Annotated in this window: 17 protein-coding genes; 14 read left to right on the top strand and 3 right to left on the bottom strand. The window is 63.5% G+C overall.

What is annotated here, in order from left to right; translation table 11 throughout:
- Nucleotides 1-222: 222 nt before the first annotated feature.
- The 4 genes from ACCD07_RS24020 to ACCD07_RS24005 all read left to right on the top strand — a co-directional run bounded on the left by ACCD07_RS24020 (nt 223) and on the right by ACCD07_RS24005 (nt 5826).
- Nucleotides 223-714, top strand: a complete 492-nt coding sequence (locus ACCD07_RS24020) for a YqaA family protein (protein WP_413448776.1) — start codon at nt 223-225, stop codon at nt 712-714.
- Nucleotides 715-938: 224 nt separating this feature from the next.
- A complete protein-coding gene (locus ACCD07_RS24015) occupies nt 939-4970 on the top strand; it encodes a DUF3683 domain-containing protein (protein WP_353404994.1) in 4032 nt (1343 codons plus the stop codon).
- Nucleotides 4970-5398 carry an HIT family protein gene (locus ACCD07_RS24010; protein WP_413448775.1) on the top strand — a complete coding sequence of 143 codons (429 nt, stop codon included), beginning with the start codon at nt 4970-4972 and terminating at the stop codon, nt 5396-5398. The genes ACCD07_RS24015 and ACCD07_RS24010 overlap by 1 nt, the downstream gene beginning before the upstream one ends.
- A 2-nt stretch (nt 5399-5400) precedes the next feature.
- The gene (locus ACCD07_RS24005) at nt 5401-5826 is read left to right on the top strand and encodes a gamma-butyrobetaine hydroxylase-like domain-containing protein (RefSeq protein ID WP_176655321.1); all 426 of its coding nucleotides are present in this window, start codon (nt 5401-5403) and stop codon (nt 5824-5826) included.
- Between the two features lie 3 nt (nt 5827-5829).
- On the opposite strand, the gene ACCD07_RS24000 is transcribed toward ACCD07_RS24005, so the two are convergent.
- Both ACCD07_RS24000 and ACCD07_RS23995 read right to left on the bottom strand, forming a co-directional pair.
- Entirely contained in the window at nt 5830-6105 is a 276-nt protein-coding gene (locus ACCD07_RS24000; protein WP_413448774.1) for a hypothetical protein, read from the bottom strand.
- Nucleotides 6092-6580, bottom strand: a complete 489-nt coding sequence (locus tag ACCD07_RS23995; protein WP_353405001.1) for a hypothetical protein — start codon at nt 6578-6580, stop codon at nt 6092-6094. The genes ACCD07_RS24000 and ACCD07_RS23995 overlap by 14 nt, the downstream gene beginning before the upstream one ends.
- A 140-nt stretch (nt 6581-6720) precedes the next feature.
- Here ACCD07_RS23995 and ubiE point away from each other — a divergent pair, with 140 nt between their 5' ends.
- The 5 genes from ubiE (at nt 6721) to ACCD07_RS23970 (ending at nt 11246) form a co-directional block, all read left to right on the top strand.
- The gene (ubiE, locus tag ACCD07_RS23990) at nt 6721-7455 is read left to right on the top strand and encodes a bifunctional demethylmenaquinone methyltransferase/2-methoxy-6-polyprenyl-1,4-benzoquinol methylase UbiE (RefSeq protein WP_176655322.1); all 735 of its coding nucleotides are present in this window, start codon (nt 6721-6723) and stop codon (nt 7453-7455) included.
- A gap of 13 nt (nt 7456-7468) precedes the next feature.
- The gene (locus ACCD07_RS23985; RefSeq protein ID WP_413448773.1) at nt 7469-8383 is read left to right on the top strand and encodes a Tim44 domain-containing protein; all 915 of its coding nucleotides are present in this window, start codon (nt 7469-7471) and stop codon (nt 8381-8383) included.
- A 77-nt stretch (nt 8384-8460) separates the two neighbouring features.
- Nucleotides 8461-9084, top strand: a complete 624-nt coding sequence (locus tag ACCD07_RS23980; protein ID WP_413448772.1) for an SCP2 domain-containing protein — start codon at nt 8461-8463, stop codon at nt 9082-9084.
- The gene (gene ubiB / locus ACCD07_RS23975) at nt 9081-10649 is read left to right on the top strand and encodes a ubiquinone biosynthesis regulatory protein kinase UbiB (RefSeq protein WP_413448771.1); all 1569 of its coding nucleotides are present in this window, start codon (nt 9081-9083) and stop codon (nt 10647-10649) included. Before ACCD07_RS23980 ends, ubiB begins: the two co-directional genes overlap by 4 nt.
- Nucleotides 10650-10652: 3 nt before the next feature.
- A complete protein-coding gene (locus tag ACCD07_RS23970) occupies nt 10653-11246 on the top strand; it encodes a methyltransferase domain-containing protein (RefSeq protein ID WP_413448770.1) in 594 nt (197 codons plus the stop codon).
- A gap of 3 nt (nt 11247-11249) precedes the next feature.
- Here ACCD07_RS23970 and ACCD07_RS23965 read toward each other — a convergent pair whose 3' ends face one another.
- Nucleotides 11250-11615, bottom strand: a complete 366-nt coding sequence (locus ACCD07_RS23965) for a YXWGXW repeat-containing protein (protein WP_176655327.1) — start codon at nt 11613-11615, stop codon at nt 11250-11252.
- 208 nt (nt 11616-11823) lie between these two features.
- Between ACCD07_RS23965 and ACCD07_RS23960 the strand changes: the two genes are divergently transcribed.
- The 5 genes from ACCD07_RS23960 to ACCD07_RS23940 all read left to right on the top strand — a co-directional run bounded on the left by ACCD07_RS23960 (nt 11824) and on the right by ACCD07_RS23940 (nt 16038).
- Nucleotides 11824-12102 (top strand): FmdB family zinc ribbon protein, encoded by a 279-nt coding sequence (locus tag ACCD07_RS23960; protein ID WP_176655328.1) that lies wholly within the window; start codon nt 11824-11826, stop codon nt 12100-12102.
- A gap of 62 nt (nt 12103-12164) precedes the next feature.
- Entirely contained in the window at nt 12165-12785 is a 621-nt protein-coding gene (locus ACCD07_RS23955) for a DUF502 domain-containing protein (protein ID WP_176655329.1), read from the top strand.
- Nucleotides 12786-12838: 53 nt separating this feature from the next.
- Entirely contained in the window at nt 12839-14638 is a 1800-nt protein-coding gene (aspS, locus tag ACCD07_RS23950; protein WP_176655515.1) for an aspartate--tRNA ligase, read from the top strand.
- 48 nt (nt 14639-14686) lie between these two features.
- On the top strand, nt 14687-15148 hold the full coding sequence (nudB, locus tag ACCD07_RS23945) for a dihydroneopterin triphosphate diphosphatase (protein ID WP_176655330.1): 462 nt from the start codon (nt 14687-14689) through the stop codon (nt 15146-15148).
- 74 nt (nt 15149-15222) lie between these two features.
- On the top strand, nt 15223-16038 hold the full coding sequence (locus ACCD07_RS23940; RefSeq protein WP_176655331.1) for an endonuclease/exonuclease/phosphatase family protein: 816 nt from the start codon (nt 15223-15225) through the stop codon (nt 16036-16038).

Below are 16038 nucleotides of genomic sequence, written 5' to 3'. Positions count from 1 at the left end.
CCCCCCCCCCCCCCCCCCCCCCCCCCCCCCCCCCCCCCCCCCCCCCCCCCCCCCCCCCCCCCCCCCCCCCCCCCCGGATTCTCGTTCGATGCTAACTATCCGGCGGGTGACCGGGTGGAGCAGGGGCGCGGCCGCGCGCGGATGGGCGCGCGACCGGACTGTTCAAGCGTGCGGTGTGTGCTTCATTATAATGGACACCTTTCCTCCCGCTCAAAGAAACCGATGATCGAATCTGCAATTGCCTGGCTGCTGCACGTATTGGCGGCGCCGGAAGTGGGCCTGACTTCGGTCTTTATCATCAGTTTCATCTCCGCCACCTTGCTGCCGCTGGGCTCAGAACCGGCCGTGTTCGCGGTGATCAAGGCCAATCCCGCCGTCTTCTGGAGCGCCATCGGCGTCGCCACCGTCGGCAACACGCTGGGCGGCGCCGTCGACTACTGGATGGGCTACCAGGCCAAGCAAACCTTCGCCAAGGAGCGCAAGAGCCGCTGGTTCCACTGGCTGGAGCGCTACGGCGCCAAGACCATGCTGCTGGCCTGGCTGCCCGGCATCGGCGATCCGCTGTGCACCTTGGGCGGCTGGCTCAGGCTGCCGTTCTGGCCCAGCATCGCCTATATGGCGGTCGGAAAACTGCTGCGCTACCTGACCATGACCACGCTGCTGTTGTACGTGCCGGACGGCGTATGGCACCGGATCGGCCAAATGCTGGGCTAATTTGGTGCAATCTATCATATTGCCAGAAGCGCCTCCGCTTAAATTTCATTCAGTTTTATAATTGGTATTCACCCTTATATGCCACTAAGTCGGAAGATTTTCGAATTTCTGGTGGGTGCGAGCGTTGCCGATAGCCCCTTGGCGGCCTAAGGCTGTTCCGGCGTGGTGCGCCGCAATACGCTAGAATGGCCCTCCCGGGTTCAGTCTACAAGTCCAATCGCACAATGAATGCCCCTGCACAAATCCAAGCTTTGATGGCGGAAACGCCCCACGGTCCGGAGGCGACGCGCCTTCGTGAAATTCCTTACAACTACACGTCGTTTTCCGATCGCGAGATCGTCATCCGGCTGCTGGGCGAGGAATCGTGGAGCTTGCTTGATGCACTGCGCGGCGCGCGCCAGACCGGCCGTTCGGCCCGCATGCTGTATGAAGTGCTGGGCGATATCTGGGCGGTACGCCGCAATCCCTACCTGCAGGACGACCTGCTGGACAACCCGAAACGCCGCCAGGAACTGATCGCCGCGCTGCATCACCGCCTGGCCGAGGTGGACAAGCGCCGCCTGACCGTCGACGACACTGGCGCAGGCGTGGGCAACGGCGCGGACGACGAGGCGCAGCGCCAGCGCAGCGCCAACGTGGTCAAGCTGCTGCGCGCGGCCGGCAAGGCCGTGGCCGATTTCGGCGAAGAATTCAAGCAGACCTACGACCTGCGCAAGCGCACCTACAAGGTACTGGGCCGCTATACCGACAAGCACAACATCTGCTTCGACGGCATGAAGCGCATCTCGCACGTGACCGACGCCACCGACTGGCGCGTCGAATATCCGTTCGTCGTGCTGACGCCCGACACCGAAGAGGAAATGGCCGGCCTGGTCAAGGGCTGCATCGAACTGGGGCTGACCATCATCCCGCGCGGCGGCGGCACCGGCTACACCGGCGGCGCCATTCCGCTGACGCCGATGTCGGCCGTCATCAACACCGAGAAGCTGCTCAACATGGGCGCGGTGGAAATGAAAGTGCTGCCGGGCCTGGACCGTGAATACGCGACCATCTACACCGGCGCCGGCGTCATCACCAACAAGGTTTCCGAAGCGGCCGAGAAGGCCGGCTTTGTGTTCGCGGTCGATCCGACCTCTGCCCACGCTTCCTGCATCGGCGGCAACATCGCGATGAACGCGGGCGGCAAGAAGGCCGTGCTGTGGGGCACCGCGCTGGACAACCTGGCTTCATGGCGCATGGTCGACCCGAACGGCGACTGGCTGGAAGTGACGCGCCTGGACCACAACCTGTCGAAGATCCACGACACGCCGCTGGCCCGCTTCAAGCTGGAATGGACCCACCCGACCGCGCGCGGCGAGGCCAAGGGCGATCCGTTCAAGACCGAGATCCTGGAAATCGAAGGCCGCAAGTTCCGCAAGGAAGGCCTGGGCAAGGACGTCACCGACAAATTCCTGGCCGGCCTGCCGGGCATCCAGAAAGAGGGCTGCGACGGCCTGATCACGTCGGGCCGCTGGATCCTGCACAAGATGCCGAAGTTCGCGCGCACCGTCTGCCTGGAGTTCTTCGGCCAGGCGCGCGACGCGATTCCGTCGATCGTCGAGATCAAGGATTACCTGGACGGCTTGCCGGCCAAGGGCGAGCAATTCAGCTCGCTGCGCCTGGCCGGCCTGGAGCACCTGGACGAGCGCTACCTGCGCGCGGTCGGCTACGCCACCAAGTCTAAGCGCGGCGTGCTGCCGAAGATGGCGCTGTTCGGCGACATCGTCGGCGACGACGAAAACGCGGTCGCGCTGGCCGCGTCGGAAGTGGTGCGCATCGCCAACACCCGCGTCGGCGAAGGCTTCGTGGCCGTCAGCGCCGAGGCGCGCAAGAAATTCTGGCTGGACCGCGCCCGCACCGCCGCCATCGCCAAGCACACCAACGCCTTCAAGATCAACGAAGACGTGGTGATCCCGCTCAACCGCATGGGCGAATACACCGACGGCATCGAGCGCATCAACATCGAGCTGTCGATCAAGAACAAGCTGCAGCTGACCGACGAGTTGCAGCAGTTCTTCGCCGCCGGCAATCTGCCGGTCGGCAAGAGCGACGACGCCGACGATGCCGTGGGCGACGAGGAAATGCTGGGCGACCGCGTGGAGCAGGCGCAAGCGCTGCTGGCGCAGGTCGAGGCGCGCTGGACCTATCTGCTGGCAGGACTGGACAAGCCGCTGGCCGCCGTCACCGGCGAACTGTCCGCGCTGGGAATGGAGCGGCTGCTGCCGGTGTTCGAAGAACGCCTGAAAACGCAGGCCGACGCGACGCTGTTCGACGTGGTGCAGGACCGCACCATTCGCGTCACGTGGAAGCAGGAAATCCGCGCCCAGCTGCGCCAGATCTTCAACGGCGCCGCCTACAAGCTGATCCTCGACGAGGCCACCGCCATCCACAAGCGCGTGCTGCGCGGCCGCGTGTTCGTGGCGCTGCACATGCACGCCGGCGACGGCAACGTGCACACCAACCTGCCGGTCAATTCGGACCATTACGAGATGCTGCAGCTGGCGCACCAGGCCGTCGCGCGCATCATGAAGCTGGCCCGTTCGCTCAACGGCGTCATTTCGGGCGAGCACGGCATCGGCATCACCAAGCTGGAATTCCTGACCGAGGAAGAAATCGGCCCGTTCCGCGACTACAAGCTGCGCGTCGATCCGGAGGGCCGCTTCAACAAGGGCAAGCTGCTGAACCTGGCAGGCATGGAAGCGGACTTGTCCAACGCCTATACGCCGTCGTTCGGCCTGATGGGCCACGAATCGCTGATCATGCAGCAAAGCGATATCGGCGAGATCGCCAACAGCGTCAAGGACTGCCTGCGTTGCGGCAAGTGCAAGCCTGTCTGCTCTACGCATGTCCCGCGCGCCAACCTGCTGTACTCGCCGCGCGACAAGATCCTGGCGACCTCGTCGCTGATCGAAGCCTTCCTGTACGAAGAGCAGACCCGCCGCGGCATCTCGATCAAGCACTGGGAAGAATTCGAGGACGTGGCCGATCACTGCACGGTCTGCCATAAATGCGTCACCCCATGCCCGGTCAATATCGACTTCGGCGAGGTGTCGATGAACATGCGCAACCTGCTGCGCAAGATGGACAAGAAGAGCTTCAAGCCGGCGCTGTCGGCCACCATGTTCTTCCTGAACGCGACCGACCCGACCACCATCAACGCCACCCGGCAGGTGATGTCGAACTGGGGCTTCAAGGCCCAGCGCCTGGGCCACGACGTGCTGAAGAAATTCGCCAAGAAGCAGACCAAGGCGCCGCCGCCGACCGTGGGCAAGCCCAAGGTGCGCGAGCAGGTGATCCACTTCATCAACAAGAAAATGCCGGGCAACCTGCCGAAGAAATCGGCGCGCGCGCTGCTCGATATCGAGGACGACAAGGTCATCCCCATCATCCGCAATCCGCAGACCACCAACGCCGATACGGAAGCGGTGTTCTACTTCCCCGGCTGCGGCTCGGAGCGTTTGTTCTCGCAAGTGGGCCTGGCCACGCAGGCCATGCTGTGGGAAGTCGGCGTGCAGACCGTGCTGCCGCCCGGCTACCTGTGCTGCGGCTATCCACAGCGCGGCAACGGCGAGTTCGACAAGGCCGAGAAGATGATGACGGACAACCGCGTGCTGTTCCACCGCATGGCCAACACGCTTAACTACCTGGACATCAAGACCGTGCTGGTGTCGTGCGGCACCTGCTACGACCAGCTGGCGACCTACGAGTTCGACAAGATCTTCCCGGGCTGCCGCATCATGGACATCCATGAATACCTGCTGGAAAAGCAGGTCAAGCTGGAAGGCGTCAACGGCACGCGCTATATGTACCACGAGCCTTGCCACAATCCGATGAAGCTGCAGGAGTCGGGCAAGACCATCAACGCGCTGATTTCGACGGTGGACAACGTCAAGATCGAGAAGAACGACCGCTGCTGCGGCGATTCCGGCACGCTGCAGGTGTCGCGTCCGGACATCGCCACGCAGGTGCGCTTCCGCAAGGAAGAGGAAATGATCAAGGGCGCCGACAAGCTGCGCGCCGACGGCTTCACCGGCGAGGTGAAAATCCTCACCAGCTGCCCATCCTGCCTGGGCGGCGTGTCGCGCTACAGCGAGGATGCCGGCACCACGGCCGACTACATCGTGGTCGAGATCGCCAAGCACCTGCTGGGCGAGAACTGGATGCCGGACTACGTCAAGCGCGCCAACGACGGCGGCATCGAGCGGGTGCTGGTGTAATGGCCTGCGATTTGTGCAAGCTGCTTGAGGCGCCTGGTCCGGCGCTGATCTGGGGCGACCATCAATTGTCGGTGGTCGCCGTGGACGAGGCGGAGTATCCGGGCTTTACGCGCGTGGTGTGGCATGCTCACGTCAAGGAAATGACGGACTTGTCGGCGGCCGAACGCAGCCGCGTGATGGACGTGGTGTGGGCGGTGGAATCCGCGCAGCGCGCCGTGATGGCGCCGGAAAAAATCAACCTGGCCAGTTTTGGTAATATGACGCCGCATGTGCACTGGCATGTGATACCGCGCTACGCGAACGACGCGCATTTCCCGAACCCGACGTGGGCGGTGGCGCTGCGTGCGTCGTCGCCGGAGGTGCTGGCCGCGCGCCGCGCCTTGCTGCCGGCCTTGCATGCCGCCATTATCGAACGTCTGAAAGCATAAACATGAGCAAGCAACCGACCGGCCTGACCGTCCACAACAAGTCCAAGGTGCTGGACATCGAGTTTGACGATGGCGCCTCGTTTTCCATCCCGTTCGAACTGCTGCGTGTGTATTCGCCGTCGGCGGAGGTGAAGGGGCACGGGGAAGGACAGGAAGTGCTGCAAGTGGGCAAGCGCGAAGTGGGCATCGCCGCGATGGACCCGGTCGGCAACTACGCCGTGCAGCCGACCTTCACGGACGGCCACAACACGGGGCTGTACACTTGGGACTACCTTTACAAGCTGGGCAATGAAAAAGAAGCCTTGTGGGCCAACTACATGGACCGCCTGCACGCCTCCGGCTTCGAAGGCGACAGCGGCCGCGAAACCGGCGTCACGCTGACCGGTCCCGGTTCGCACAACCACAAAGGCTGCGGCCACAAGCACTAAAGATCAGTATGTAACATGCTCACGCAGCACGTAAGCAAAGATCGCGCGCACATGCGGTGGCAGTTGGCGCAGTGCTGCAACATTAATGGACGGCGGTGGATATGGATCCGCTGCTTCGGGAGATTGGCCGCCAGTGTATGGAGGCAGCTCGGCTTGCCGGTTGACTTCTTCCTCGCGGCGTTCAAGTTCGTCGTGCACCGCATCGATCTCTGTCCGCGTTTTTGCATCCAGTTCGGGAATTTCCAGGTCGGCGGGGATTTCGACATCATATATTTTCATAGCGATTCTCCATTAGCTCAAAGGGAGTGACTAGCTCAGGAAGATATAGTTCATGCGCATACATCAGTATTCGAAGAAGCCGGAGCTGTTCCGCGTTTGCTATATCACGGCAGTTCCATGTCAGCAGGATTTCGCTTCGATTCTGTGCTGCACAAGCAATGTGCTCGGCGGACTTCATAGCTGTCGCCTTTAGACCTCCGCCGCTGATTAAAAGTTCAGCAATGCCTCTGGTTCTATCCCTATCGGGAAATCGGGGCAGTAATTCGATGATTTTCAAGCGATGGGCCATGCGCAGCGGATCTCCGCGTTTTATCTCCGCTATCACATATTTCGAAACGTACGTCCTGTTCGGAACGCAGCGTGTATCCCACCAGAGGTGGGTTAATTGTTGGCATGCACGGGTGATCGGATTAGTGCTGGGCGGATCGGTCAGATGGCGGACGACCGAAGTATCGAGATAGATGGTGGGATGCATGGCGGACCTCGCTAGCGATCCGCCTGGGCGGCGGCTTCGTCCAGCTTAGGCCGTTCATCCGGCTCAGGCTTTAGGTGGATCAAACAAACGATCCGCCGCCGCGCTTGTATAATGCAGGCAAACTAACAGGCCTGCCTACCATGACCAATACCACTCACTTCGGTTACAAAACCGTCGCGGAAGACGACAAAGTCCGCGAAGTCGCCAAGGTTTTCCATTCTGTCGCCGCCAAGTACGACATCATGAACGACGTCATGTCGGCCGGCCTGCACCGCCTGTGGAAGACCTTCACCATCGCCAACGCGGCCGTGCGCCCCGGCTTCAAGTGCCTGGACATCGCCGGCGGCACCGGCGACCTGGCCAAGGTGTTTGCCAAGCAAGCCGGCCCGACCGGCGAAGTCTGGCTCACCGACATCAACGAATCGATGCTGCGCGTCGGCCGCGACCGCCTCTTGAATCGCGGCCTGTTGACCCCCACCTTGCTGTGCGACGCCGAAAAGCTGCCATTCCCGGACAATTACTTCGACCGCGTCAGCGTCGCCTTCGGCCTGCGCAACATGACCCACAAGGACCAGGCGCTGGCGGAAATGCGCCGCGTGCTGAAGCCGGGCGGCAAGCTGCTGGTGCTGGAATTCTCGAAAGTGGCCGAGCCGCTGCAGAAGCCTTACGACTTCTATTCGTTCAAGATCCTGCCGTGGATGGGCCAGAAGATCGCCAACGACGCCGAAAGCTACCGCTACCTGGCCGAGTCGATCCGCATGCATCCGGACCAGGAAACGCTGAAGACCATGATGGAAGCGGCGGGCCTGGAACGCGTAACGTATTACAACCTGACGGCAGGTGTGGCCGCTTTACACACCGGTATCAAACTGTAGTCATAGGAGCACCATGAACATCAAGAAAATCCTGATCGGCGCCTTGCTGGCCGTGTCCGCACTGTCCATGCTGGCCGAGGCGACCGCCCGTCCGATGGGCGGCGGCCGTTCGATCGGACGCCAGTCGCAAAACGTCAGCCGCATGCCGCCGGCCGCCGCGCCGCAGCAGGCGCCGCGCCAGGCCGCTCCGGCGCCTGCTCCCGGCACGCCGCCGGCCGCGATCCCGCCCAAGCCGGCCAGCCCATGGAAAGGCATCCTGGGCGGCGCGCTGCTGGGCCTGGGCCTGGGCGCCTTGTTCTCGCACTTTGGCCTGGGTGGCGCGATGGGCGGCATCTTCGGCTCGCTGATCATGTTGGCGCTGCTGGCCGGCGTGGTGTTCTTCATCGCGCGCCTGTTCCGCGGCAAGCAGCAAACGCCCGCGGCGGCGTTCGGCGGCAGCCAGAACGTGTATGCGATGCCGCCGCAAGGCAGCGCCACGCCGGAAATCGGCTCGCGCCTGCAGCCCGAGCCGGTACCGCAAGTCGCCGCGCCGGTGGCGCACACCCCGTGGGGCGTGCCTGCCGATTTCGACGCGCCGTCGTTCCTGCGCGTGGCCAAGTCCAATTTCATCCGCCTGCAGGCGGCCTGGGACAAGGGCGACGTGGCCGATATCCGCGAATTCACCACGCCTGAGGTGTTTGCCGAACTGAAGATGCAGATCACCGAGCGCGGCGCGCAAAAGGACTACACCGACGTCGTCGCCATCGACGCCGAGCTGCTGGGCATCGAGACCAGCGGCAGCGAGTATCTGGCGAGCGTCAAGTTCACCGGCAGCATCAAGCCGGCGCCGGACGCGCTGGCCGAGCCGTTCAATGAAGTGTGGAACCTGTCGAAGCCGGTTTCCGGCGCCACCGGCTGGATGCTGGCCGGTATTCAACAGCTCGCATAACCGCCGGCCCGCCCGGCAAACTGGTAAGATCAAGACCGCCCGTATTTCCGGGCGGTTTTGTTTTGAACGGCTCAAGAATGATTTCACCGAACCTAAGCAAGTTTTCCGCCGCCGCGCCGGTCAGCGCCGCCATCAACCACCTGCTGGCGCAAGAGCCGTGGGCGCGCCAGGAGCTGCTGCGCCACGCCGGCAAGGTCGCCGCCATCGACACCGGCGCCGCCGTGCTGCGCCTGCTGGTGACGGCCGACGGCATGCTGGCGGCGGCGCCTGCCGACGAGCCGGCCCGCGTCACCATCCGCGTCAAGCTGTCCGACCTGCCGCTGATCGCGCAAAACCGCGAGCGGGCGTTTTCCTATGTGCAGATCGAGGGCGACGCCGAATTCGCCAACGCGATTTCCAACTTGAGCAAGTCGCTGCGCTGGGAAGCCGAATACGACCTGGAAAAACTGGTGGGCCCGATCGCCGCCGTGCGCGCCGTGTCCGGCGCCCGCGCCGCTTTCGAGGCGGTCAAGACCGGCCACCGCAAGCTGGCCGAGAACGTGGCCGAATTCCTGCTCGATGAACAGCCGGTGCTGATACGTCCGCAGGCGGTGGAGGAATTCTCGGCCGACGTGGTGCGCCTGCGCGACGACGTCGAGCGCGCCGCCAAGCGCCTGGCCAGACTGGAACAAAAATTGGTACAAAAACTGGACTCCCAATGATGTTGAAATTCTTACGCCTGCTGAAGATCCTGCGGGTATCGGTTCGCTACGGCCTCGATGAAATCGCCATGTCCGGCCTGAAGAAGCCGCGCGTCGCCAAGCTGATCGACACGGTGATCTTCTGGCGCGACCTGTCGGCGCCGCGCGGCGTGCGCCTGCGCATGGCGCTGGAGGAGCTGGGGCCGATCTTCGTCAAGTTCGGCCAGGTGCTGTCGACCCGGCGCGACCTGATTCCGCTGGACCTGGTGGAAGAGCTGTCGCGCCTGCAGGATCGCGTGCCGCCGTTCGACTCCGACCTGGCGATCGCGCAGATCCGCAAATCGCTGGGTGCGCATCCAGATCAATTATTTGCCACCTTCGAGCGCACGCCGGTGGCGTCGGCGTCGATCGCGCAGGTGCACTTCGCCACGCTGCGGGACGGCAAGCAGGTGGCGGTCAAGGTGCTGCGTCCGGGCATGAAGAAATCCATCGACGAGGACGTGGCGCTGATGCACATCGCCGCCGAGTGGATAGGCCGCGTGTGGGCCGACAGCAAGCGCCTCAAGCCGCGCGAAGTGGTCGCCGAGTTCGACAAGTACCTGCACGACGAACTGGACTTGATGCGCGAGGCGGCCAACGCCAGCCAGCTGCGCCGCAACTTCGCCGAATCCAAGCTGCTGCTGGTGCCGGAAATGTACTGGGATTATTGCTCCAACAGCGTGATCGTGATGGAGCGCATGCACGGCATACCGGTGTCGCAGATCGACCGCCTGGAGGCGGCCGGCGTGGACTTGAAAAAGCTGTCCAGCGACGGCGTCGAGATCTTCTTCACGCAGGTGTTCCGCGACGGCTTCTTCCATGCGGATATGCATCCGGGGAACATCCTGGTGTCGATCGAGCCGGAGACCTTCGGCCGCTACATCGCGCTGGATTTCGGTATCGTCGGCACGCTCAACGACTTCGACAAGGATTACCTGTCGCAGAACTTCCTGGCCTTCTTCCGCCGCGACTACAAGCGCGTGGCCGAGGCGCACATCGAGTCCGGCTGGGCGCCGAAGGAAACCCGCGTCGACGAGCTGGAGTCCGCCGTGCGCGCCTGCTGCGAGCCGATCTTCGACCGTCCGCTGAAGGACATCTCCTTCGGCCAGATCCTGCTGCGCCTGTTCCAGACCTCGCGCCGCTTCAACGTCGAAGTGCAGCCGCAGTTGGTGCTGCTGCAAAAGACGCTGCTCAATATCGAGGGCCTGGGCCGCCAGCTGGATCCGGACCTGGACCTGTGGAAGACCGCCAAGCCCTACCTGGAAAACTGGATGGCAGAGCAGGTCGGCTGGCAGGGCATGTGGCAGCGCCTGAAGGCCGAGGCGCCGCGCTACACCCACATCATCCCGCAACTGCCGCGCCTGCTGCACCGCGCGCTGGAACAGCAGGGCGAGAAGCCGTCCGACAATGCCGAGCTGATGAGAGTGCTGATCCACGAACAGCAGCGCACCAATCGCCTGCTGAGCTTTGTGATTTATTTCGCCGGCGCCTTCGGCCTGGGGGTATTGGGTTTCCAGCTGTACCTGCGCTGGCATCATCTGGGCTAGGCCATGGCCGATTTCCAGCAGCGCGATCCGATGTCACCGGCGTTCTGGGACGAGCGTTTCGAGCGCAACTTTACGCCGTGGGACCGGGGTGGCGCGCCGCAAGCCTTGCGCGATTTTGCCGCCGCCAGCGCGCCGCTGACCACCTTGATACCGGGCTGCGGCGCGGCCTACGAGCTGGCCTTGCTGGCCGATGCGGGATGGGATGCGGTGGCGATCGATTTCTCGCCGTCCGCCGTGGCGGTGGGCAAGGGGGCAGCCGGCCGGCACGCTGCGCGCGTGGTCGAGGCGGACTTCTTTAAATGGCAGCCGGAGCGGCCATTGCAGCTGATTTATGAGCGCGCCTTCCTGTGCGCGCTGCCGCCGGCGATGCGGCCGCAGGTGGCGGCGCGGTGGGCGCAATTGCTGGCGCCGGGCGCGCTGCTGGCCGGCTATTTCTTCTTCGACGATGGCCGCAGGGGGCCGCCGTTCGGCATTGTCCGCGGCGAGCTCGATGCTTTGCTGCGGGCGGATTTCGACTGCGTCGCCGACGACGCCGTCAGCGACTCGATACCGGTGTTCGCCGGCAAGGAGCGCTGGATGGTCTGGCGTCGGCGCTAGCGCTTAATCGCGGCGCGGATTGTTGGGATGGTTGTCGACGCCGTTCGGCACGCCGTCATGGTCGCGGTCGCCACGGGCCCAGCTGCCGCGCGTCATTTCCCAGCGGCCGTTGCGCTCTTCCCAGGCCGGCTGGTGATAGACATAGCCGCGGCGCTCGCGCACCCAGGTGCCCTTGACCCAGACGTGGCGGTTGTGGCGCCAGTCCCAGTAGCCGGGCGCCCAGACATAGCCGTGACGGGGCGGCGGCACCACTTCATGGCGCAGCGGCGGTGGCGCGGTCTGGACCACGATGACGGCGGCCGACGCCGGCAGCGTGACGGTACCGGCGGAAGCCGCGATGGCGGCCGCAAGCAATAGTTTCTTGATCATGTTGAGCTCCTCCTTGACAGGTTGTATGACTGTTATAAAGAGTTCCGTTGCCGATGTATGTGCGGCCGGTCGCACAAGCGCCATGTCAGTGACGAGCTTGTTTGACGGCGGTTCGGGGCGGAAATCGGTGCTTAGCCACAGGAAACAGGCAAGCCGGCAGGAAAAAGCTTTATAATTCAGGGTTTTGATGATTTTTGCGGAGTAATAGATGCCGATCTACGCTTACCGCTGCGAGGCATGTGGTTTTGCCAAGGATGTCTTGCAGAAGATTTCCGACCCGCAGCTGACTGTTTGCCCAGAGTGCGGCAAGGAGTCGTTTAAGAAACAACTGACCGCTGCAGGCTTCCAGTTGAAGGGCTCGGGCTGGTATGTGACCGATTTCCGCGGCGGCACGCCACCGGCGACCGGCACCGCGACCGGCGCCAAGACGGACGCGCCGGCTGCGGCCCCCGCGCCGGCCGCCGGCACCGGCACGAAATCGGACTGAACTGCGCCGACTGAACCGCGCCGACTGAAGCACCGCCGCCACACCCACCCTAAGAGTAATCGATGCGTAAATATTTCATTACCGGCTTGCTGATCCTGGTGCCCCTGGCGATTACCGCCTGGGTGCTGAACCTGGTGATCAGCACCATGGACCAGTCCCTGCTGTTCGTGCCGGAACGCTGGCAGCCGCGCACGCTGATCGGCTTCGATATTCCCGGCCTGGGCACCTTGCTGACCGTGCTGATCGTGTTCCTGACCGGCTTGCTGACCAACAACCTGGTCGGCAACTACGTGGTCAAGCTGTGGGAAAAGCTGCTGACGCGCATCCCGGTCGTCAGCTCGCTGTATTCCAGCGTCAAGCAGGTGTCGGACACGCTGTTCTCGTCGTCGGGCAACGCCTTCCGCAAGGCCGTGCTGATCCCGTATCCGCACCAGAACTCGTACACCATCGCCTTCCTGACCGGCGTGCCGGGCGGCGACGTCAAGAACCACCTGGTGGGCGACTACGTCAGCGTGTACGTGCCGACGACGCCGAATCCGACCTCGGGCTTTTTCCTGATGTTGGCGCGCAAGGATGTGGTCGAACTCGACATGAGCGTCGATGCGGCCCTGAAGTACATCGTGTCGATGGGAGTGGTGGCGCCGGAAGACGCGCCGCGCCCGATCGAAATCGCGAGCAAATAAATTAAGATCAACTGAGTAACACTAACCTGAACCGAGAAATAAACATGTCCTCAATGCGTACTCACTACTGCGGCCTCACCACTGAAGCGCTGCTTGGCCAAACCGTCAGCCTGTGCGGCTGGGTACATCGTCGCCGCGACCACGGTGGCGTGATCTTCATCGACCTGCGCGACCGCGAAGGCCTGGTGCAGATCGTTTGCAATCCGGAACAGGCTGAAGTGTTCAAGGCCGCCGAAGCCGTGCGCAACGAGTTCTGCCTGCGCGTGACCGGCGTGGTCAAGGATCGCCTGGCGGGTACCGTCAACGCCAACCTGAAGTCCGGCAAGATCGAAGTGGTCTGCTCGCAGCTGGAAGTGCTGAACCCTTCCGTGGCCGTGCCGTTCCAGCTGGACGACGACAACCTGTCGGAAACCACCCGCCTGACCCACCGCGTGCTGGACCTGCGCCGCCCGCAGATGCAGAACAACCTGCGCCTGCGCTACAAGGTCACGATGGAAGTGCGCAAGTACCTCGACGACCTGGGCTTCATCGACATCGAAACCCCGATGCTGACCAAGTCGACCCCGGAAGGCGCGCGCGACTACCTGGTGCCGTCGCGCGTCAACGCCGGCAACTTCTTCGCGCTGCCGCAATCGCCGCAGCTGTTCAAGCAGCTGCTGATGGTGGCCAACTTCGACCGCTACTACCAGATCACCAAGTGCTTCCGCGACGAAGACCTGCGCGCCGACCGCCAGCCGGAATTCACCCAGATCGACTGCGAAACCTCGTTCCTGACCGAACAGGAAATCCGCGACCTGTTCGAGGACATGATCCGCAAGGTGTTCCGCAACACCATGAACGTCGAGCTGCCTAACCCGTTCCCGGTGATGGACTTCGCCGAGGCGATGGGCAAATACGGTTCGGACAAGCCGGACATGCGCGTCAAGCTGGAGTTCACCGACCTGACCGAAGTGATGAAGGACGTCGACTTCAAGGTGTTCTCGGGCGCCGCCAACCTGCCTAACGGCCGTGTGGTGGGCCTGCGCGTGCCGAAGGGCGGCGACATGCCACGTTCGGAAATCGACGCCTACACCCAGTTCGTCGCCATCTACGGCGCGCGCGGCCTGGCCTACATCAAGGTCAACGAGAAGGCCAAGGGCCGCGACGGCCTGCAATCGCCTATCGTCAAGAACCTGCACGACGCGGCCCTGGCCAAGGTGCTGGAACTGACCGGCGCGGAAGACGGCGACCTGATCTTCTTCGGCGCCGACAAGGCCAAGGTGGTCAACGACGCGATCGGCGCGCTGCGCGTGAAGATCGGCCACTCGGAATTCGGCAAGAAAGCCGGCCTGTTCGACGACGTCTGGGCGCCGCTGTGGGTGATCGACTTCCCGATGTTCGAATACGACGAAGAGTCGGACCGCTGGACCGCGACCCACCATCCGTTCACCGCGCCGAAGGACGGCCATGAAGACTGGCTGGAAAGCAATCCGGGCGCCTGCATCGCCAAGGCCTACGACATGGTGCTGAACGGCTGGGAACTGGGCGGCGGTTCGATCCGTATCCACCGCGAGGAAGTGCAGTCGAAAGTGTTCCGCGCGCTGAAGATCGACGCCGACGAAGCCCGCCTGAAGTTCGGCTTCCTGCTCGACGCGCTGCAGTACGGCGCGCCGCCGCACGGCGGCCTGGCATTCGGCCTGGACCGTATCGTGACCCTGATGACCAAGTCCGATTCGATCCGCGACGTGATCGCCTTCCCGAAAACCCAGCGCGCCCAGGATCTGCTGACCCAGGCGCCGTCGGAAGTGGACGAGAAGCAGTTGAAAGAACTGCATATCCGCCTGCGTACGGCCGAGCCAAAAGTGGCCAGCTGATTATTGCAATGGAAAGGGCGCTTCGGCGCCTTTTCTTTTACCAGAACTATGAAGCCCTACAAGATCCCTGTCTCGGTGCTGGTGGTGATCCACACGGCCGATTTGCAAGTGCTGCTGATCGAGCGCGCCGACCGGCCCGGCTATTGGCAGTCGGTGACCGGCTCGCTGGACGCGGTCGACGAACCCTTGCTGGAAACGGCCGCGCGCGAGTTGTTCGAGGAAACCGGCATCGTCGCGGACGGCGAGCGCATCGTGCTGCGCGACTGGCACTTGTCCAACATCTACACGATCTATCCGGTCTGGCGTCACCGCTACGCGCCGGGCGTGACGGAAAATACCGAGCACGTCTTCAGCGTCGAGGTGCCGCGCGACATCGCCATCACCCTCGCGCCGCGCGAACACCTGAACCACGTCTGGCTGCCCTACCTGGACGCGGCCGACAAGTGCTTCTCGTTCTCCAACGCCGAAGCCGTCCTGCAACTGCCGCGGCAGGTCCGCGAGCTAGGCTAGCCGGCATTCAGGCGTCGGACTGTATGTGCGGCGCCGCACGCCATAAACCCGGACTCAGGGTTAGAATGAGCGCTATGAAAATCCGAGTCGCGACCTACAACATCCACAAAGGCGTGTCCGCCATCCGCAGCGAGCCGCGGGTGCTGGCGCTGAAGCAAGCCATCGGCCTGTTCGATGCCGATGTGGTTTTTTTGCAAGAGGTGCAGGGCAAGCACGACTTGAAAGCCGCCAAATACGGGGCCGAACATCTGGGCCACAAGCATTGGCCCGCTGCGGCGCAGCATGAATATTTTGCCGGCGAGTCGCGTCACGCGCATAGCGCCTACGGCATGAACGCGATCTACGACCACGGCCATCACGGCAACGCTCTGCTGAGCGCCTATCCGATCGCCAACCAGGCCAACCACGATGTGTCCGACCACGCCTACGAACAGCGCGGCATCCTGCACTGCGCGCTGAATACGCCGCACGGCGCCGTGCACTGCTTTGTGGTCCACCTCGGCCTGTTCGAGGCCGGCCGCCGGCGCCAGACCCAGGCGCTGATCTCGGCCGTGCGCGAGTCGGCGCCGAACGGCGAACCGGTCATCATCGCCGGCGATTTCAACGACTGGCGCAACACCCTGGGCGGCGAACTGCGCAACGCGCTGGGCGTGGTCGAGGCCTTCGACCAGATCGGCTCCAACTCCACGCTGGACGAGATCGTGCGCACGCTGCGCCGCAAATCCAGCGTCAACCCGGCCCGCACCTTCCCGGCGGCCCTGCCGTTCTTCCGCCTGGACCGCATCTACGTGCGCGGCTTCAAGGTCGACGCGGCGGAGGTGATGCACGGCAGCCTGTGGGCCAAGCTGTCCGATCACGCCCCCATCGTCGCCAACCTGACGCTGGCCTGA

Origin of the sequence: Duganella sp. Dugasp56 (assembly GCF_047304105.1) — a bacterium.
GTDB lineage: Bacteria > Pseudomonadota > Gammaproteobacteria > Burkholderiales > Burkholderiaceae_D > Rugamonas > Rugamonas hordei.
This window is presented reverse-complemented; position numbering and strand designations above follow the sequence as displayed.

What these genes read in the sequence shown, in the direction of transcription:
- nudB (WP_176655330.1), top strand. Translation starts at nt 14,687, where the DNA reads ATGAAGCCCTACAAGATCCCTGTCTCGGTGCTGGTGGTGATCCACACG.
- ACCD07_RS23955 (WP_176655329.1), top strand. Translation starts at nt 12,165, where the DNA reads ATGCGTAAATATTTCATTACCGGCTTGCTGATCCTGGTGCCCCTGGCG.
- ubiB (WP_413448771.1), top strand. Translation starts at nt 9,081, where the DNA reads ATGATGTTGAAATTCTTACGCCTGCTGAAGATCCTGCGGGTATCGGTT.
- ubiE (WP_176655322.1), top strand. Translation starts at nt 6,721, where the DNA reads ATGACCAATACCACTCACTTCGGTTACAAAACCGTCGCGGAAGACGAC.
- ACCD07_RS24000 (WP_413448774.1), bottom strand. Translation starts at nt 6,105, where the DNA reads ATGAAAATATATGATGTCGAAATCCCCGCCGACCTGGAAATTCCCGAA.
- ACCD07_RS23970 (WP_413448770.1), top strand. Translation starts at nt 10,653, where the DNA reads ATGGCCGATTTCCAGCAGCGCGATCCGATGTCACCGGCGTTCTGGGAC.
- ACCD07_RS24020 (WP_413448776.1), top strand. Translation starts at nt 223, where the DNA reads ATGATCGAATCTGCAATTGCCTGGCTGCTGCACGTATTGGCGGCGCCG.
- ACCD07_RS23940 (WP_176655331.1), top strand. Translation starts at nt 15,223, where the DNA reads ATGAAAATCCGAGTCGCGACCTACAACATCCACAAAGGCGTGTCCGCC.
- ACCD07_RS23985 (WP_413448773.1), top strand. Translation starts at nt 7,469, where the DNA reads ATGAACATCAAGAAAATCCTGATCGGCGCCTTGCTGGCCGTGTCCGCA.
- ACCD07_RS23980 (WP_413448772.1), top strand. Translation starts at nt 8,461, where the DNA reads ATGATTTCACCGAACCTAAGCAAGTTTTCCGCCGCCGCGCCGGTCAGC.
- ACCD07_RS24005 (WP_176655321.1), top strand. Translation starts at nt 5,401, where the DNA reads ATGAGCAAGCAACCGACCGGCCTGACCGTCCACAACAAGTCCAAGGTG.
- ACCD07_RS23995 (WP_353405001.1), bottom strand. Translation starts at nt 6,580, where the DNA reads ATGCATCCCACCATCTATCTCGATACTTCGGTCGTCCGCCATCTGACC.
- ACCD07_RS24010 (WP_413448775.1), top strand. Translation starts at nt 4,970, where the DNA reads ATGGCCTGCGATTTGTGCAAGCTGCTTGAGGCGCCTGGTCCGGCGCTG.
- ACCD07_RS23960 (WP_176655328.1), top strand. Translation starts at nt 11,824, where the DNA reads ATGCCGATCTACGCTTACCGCTGCGAGGCATGTGGTTTTGCCAAGGAT.
- ACCD07_RS23965 (WP_176655327.1), bottom strand. Translation starts at nt 11,615, where the DNA reads ATGATCAAGAAACTATTGCTTGCGGCCGCCATCGCGGCTTCCGCCGGT.
- ACCD07_RS24015 (WP_353404994.1), top strand. Translation starts at nt 939, where the DNA reads ATGAATGCCCCTGCACAAATCCAAGCTTTGATGGCGGAAACGCCCCAC.
- aspS (WP_176655515.1), top strand. Translation starts at nt 12,839, where the DNA reads ATGCGTACTCACTACTGCGGCCTCACCACTGAAGCGCTGCTTGGCCAA.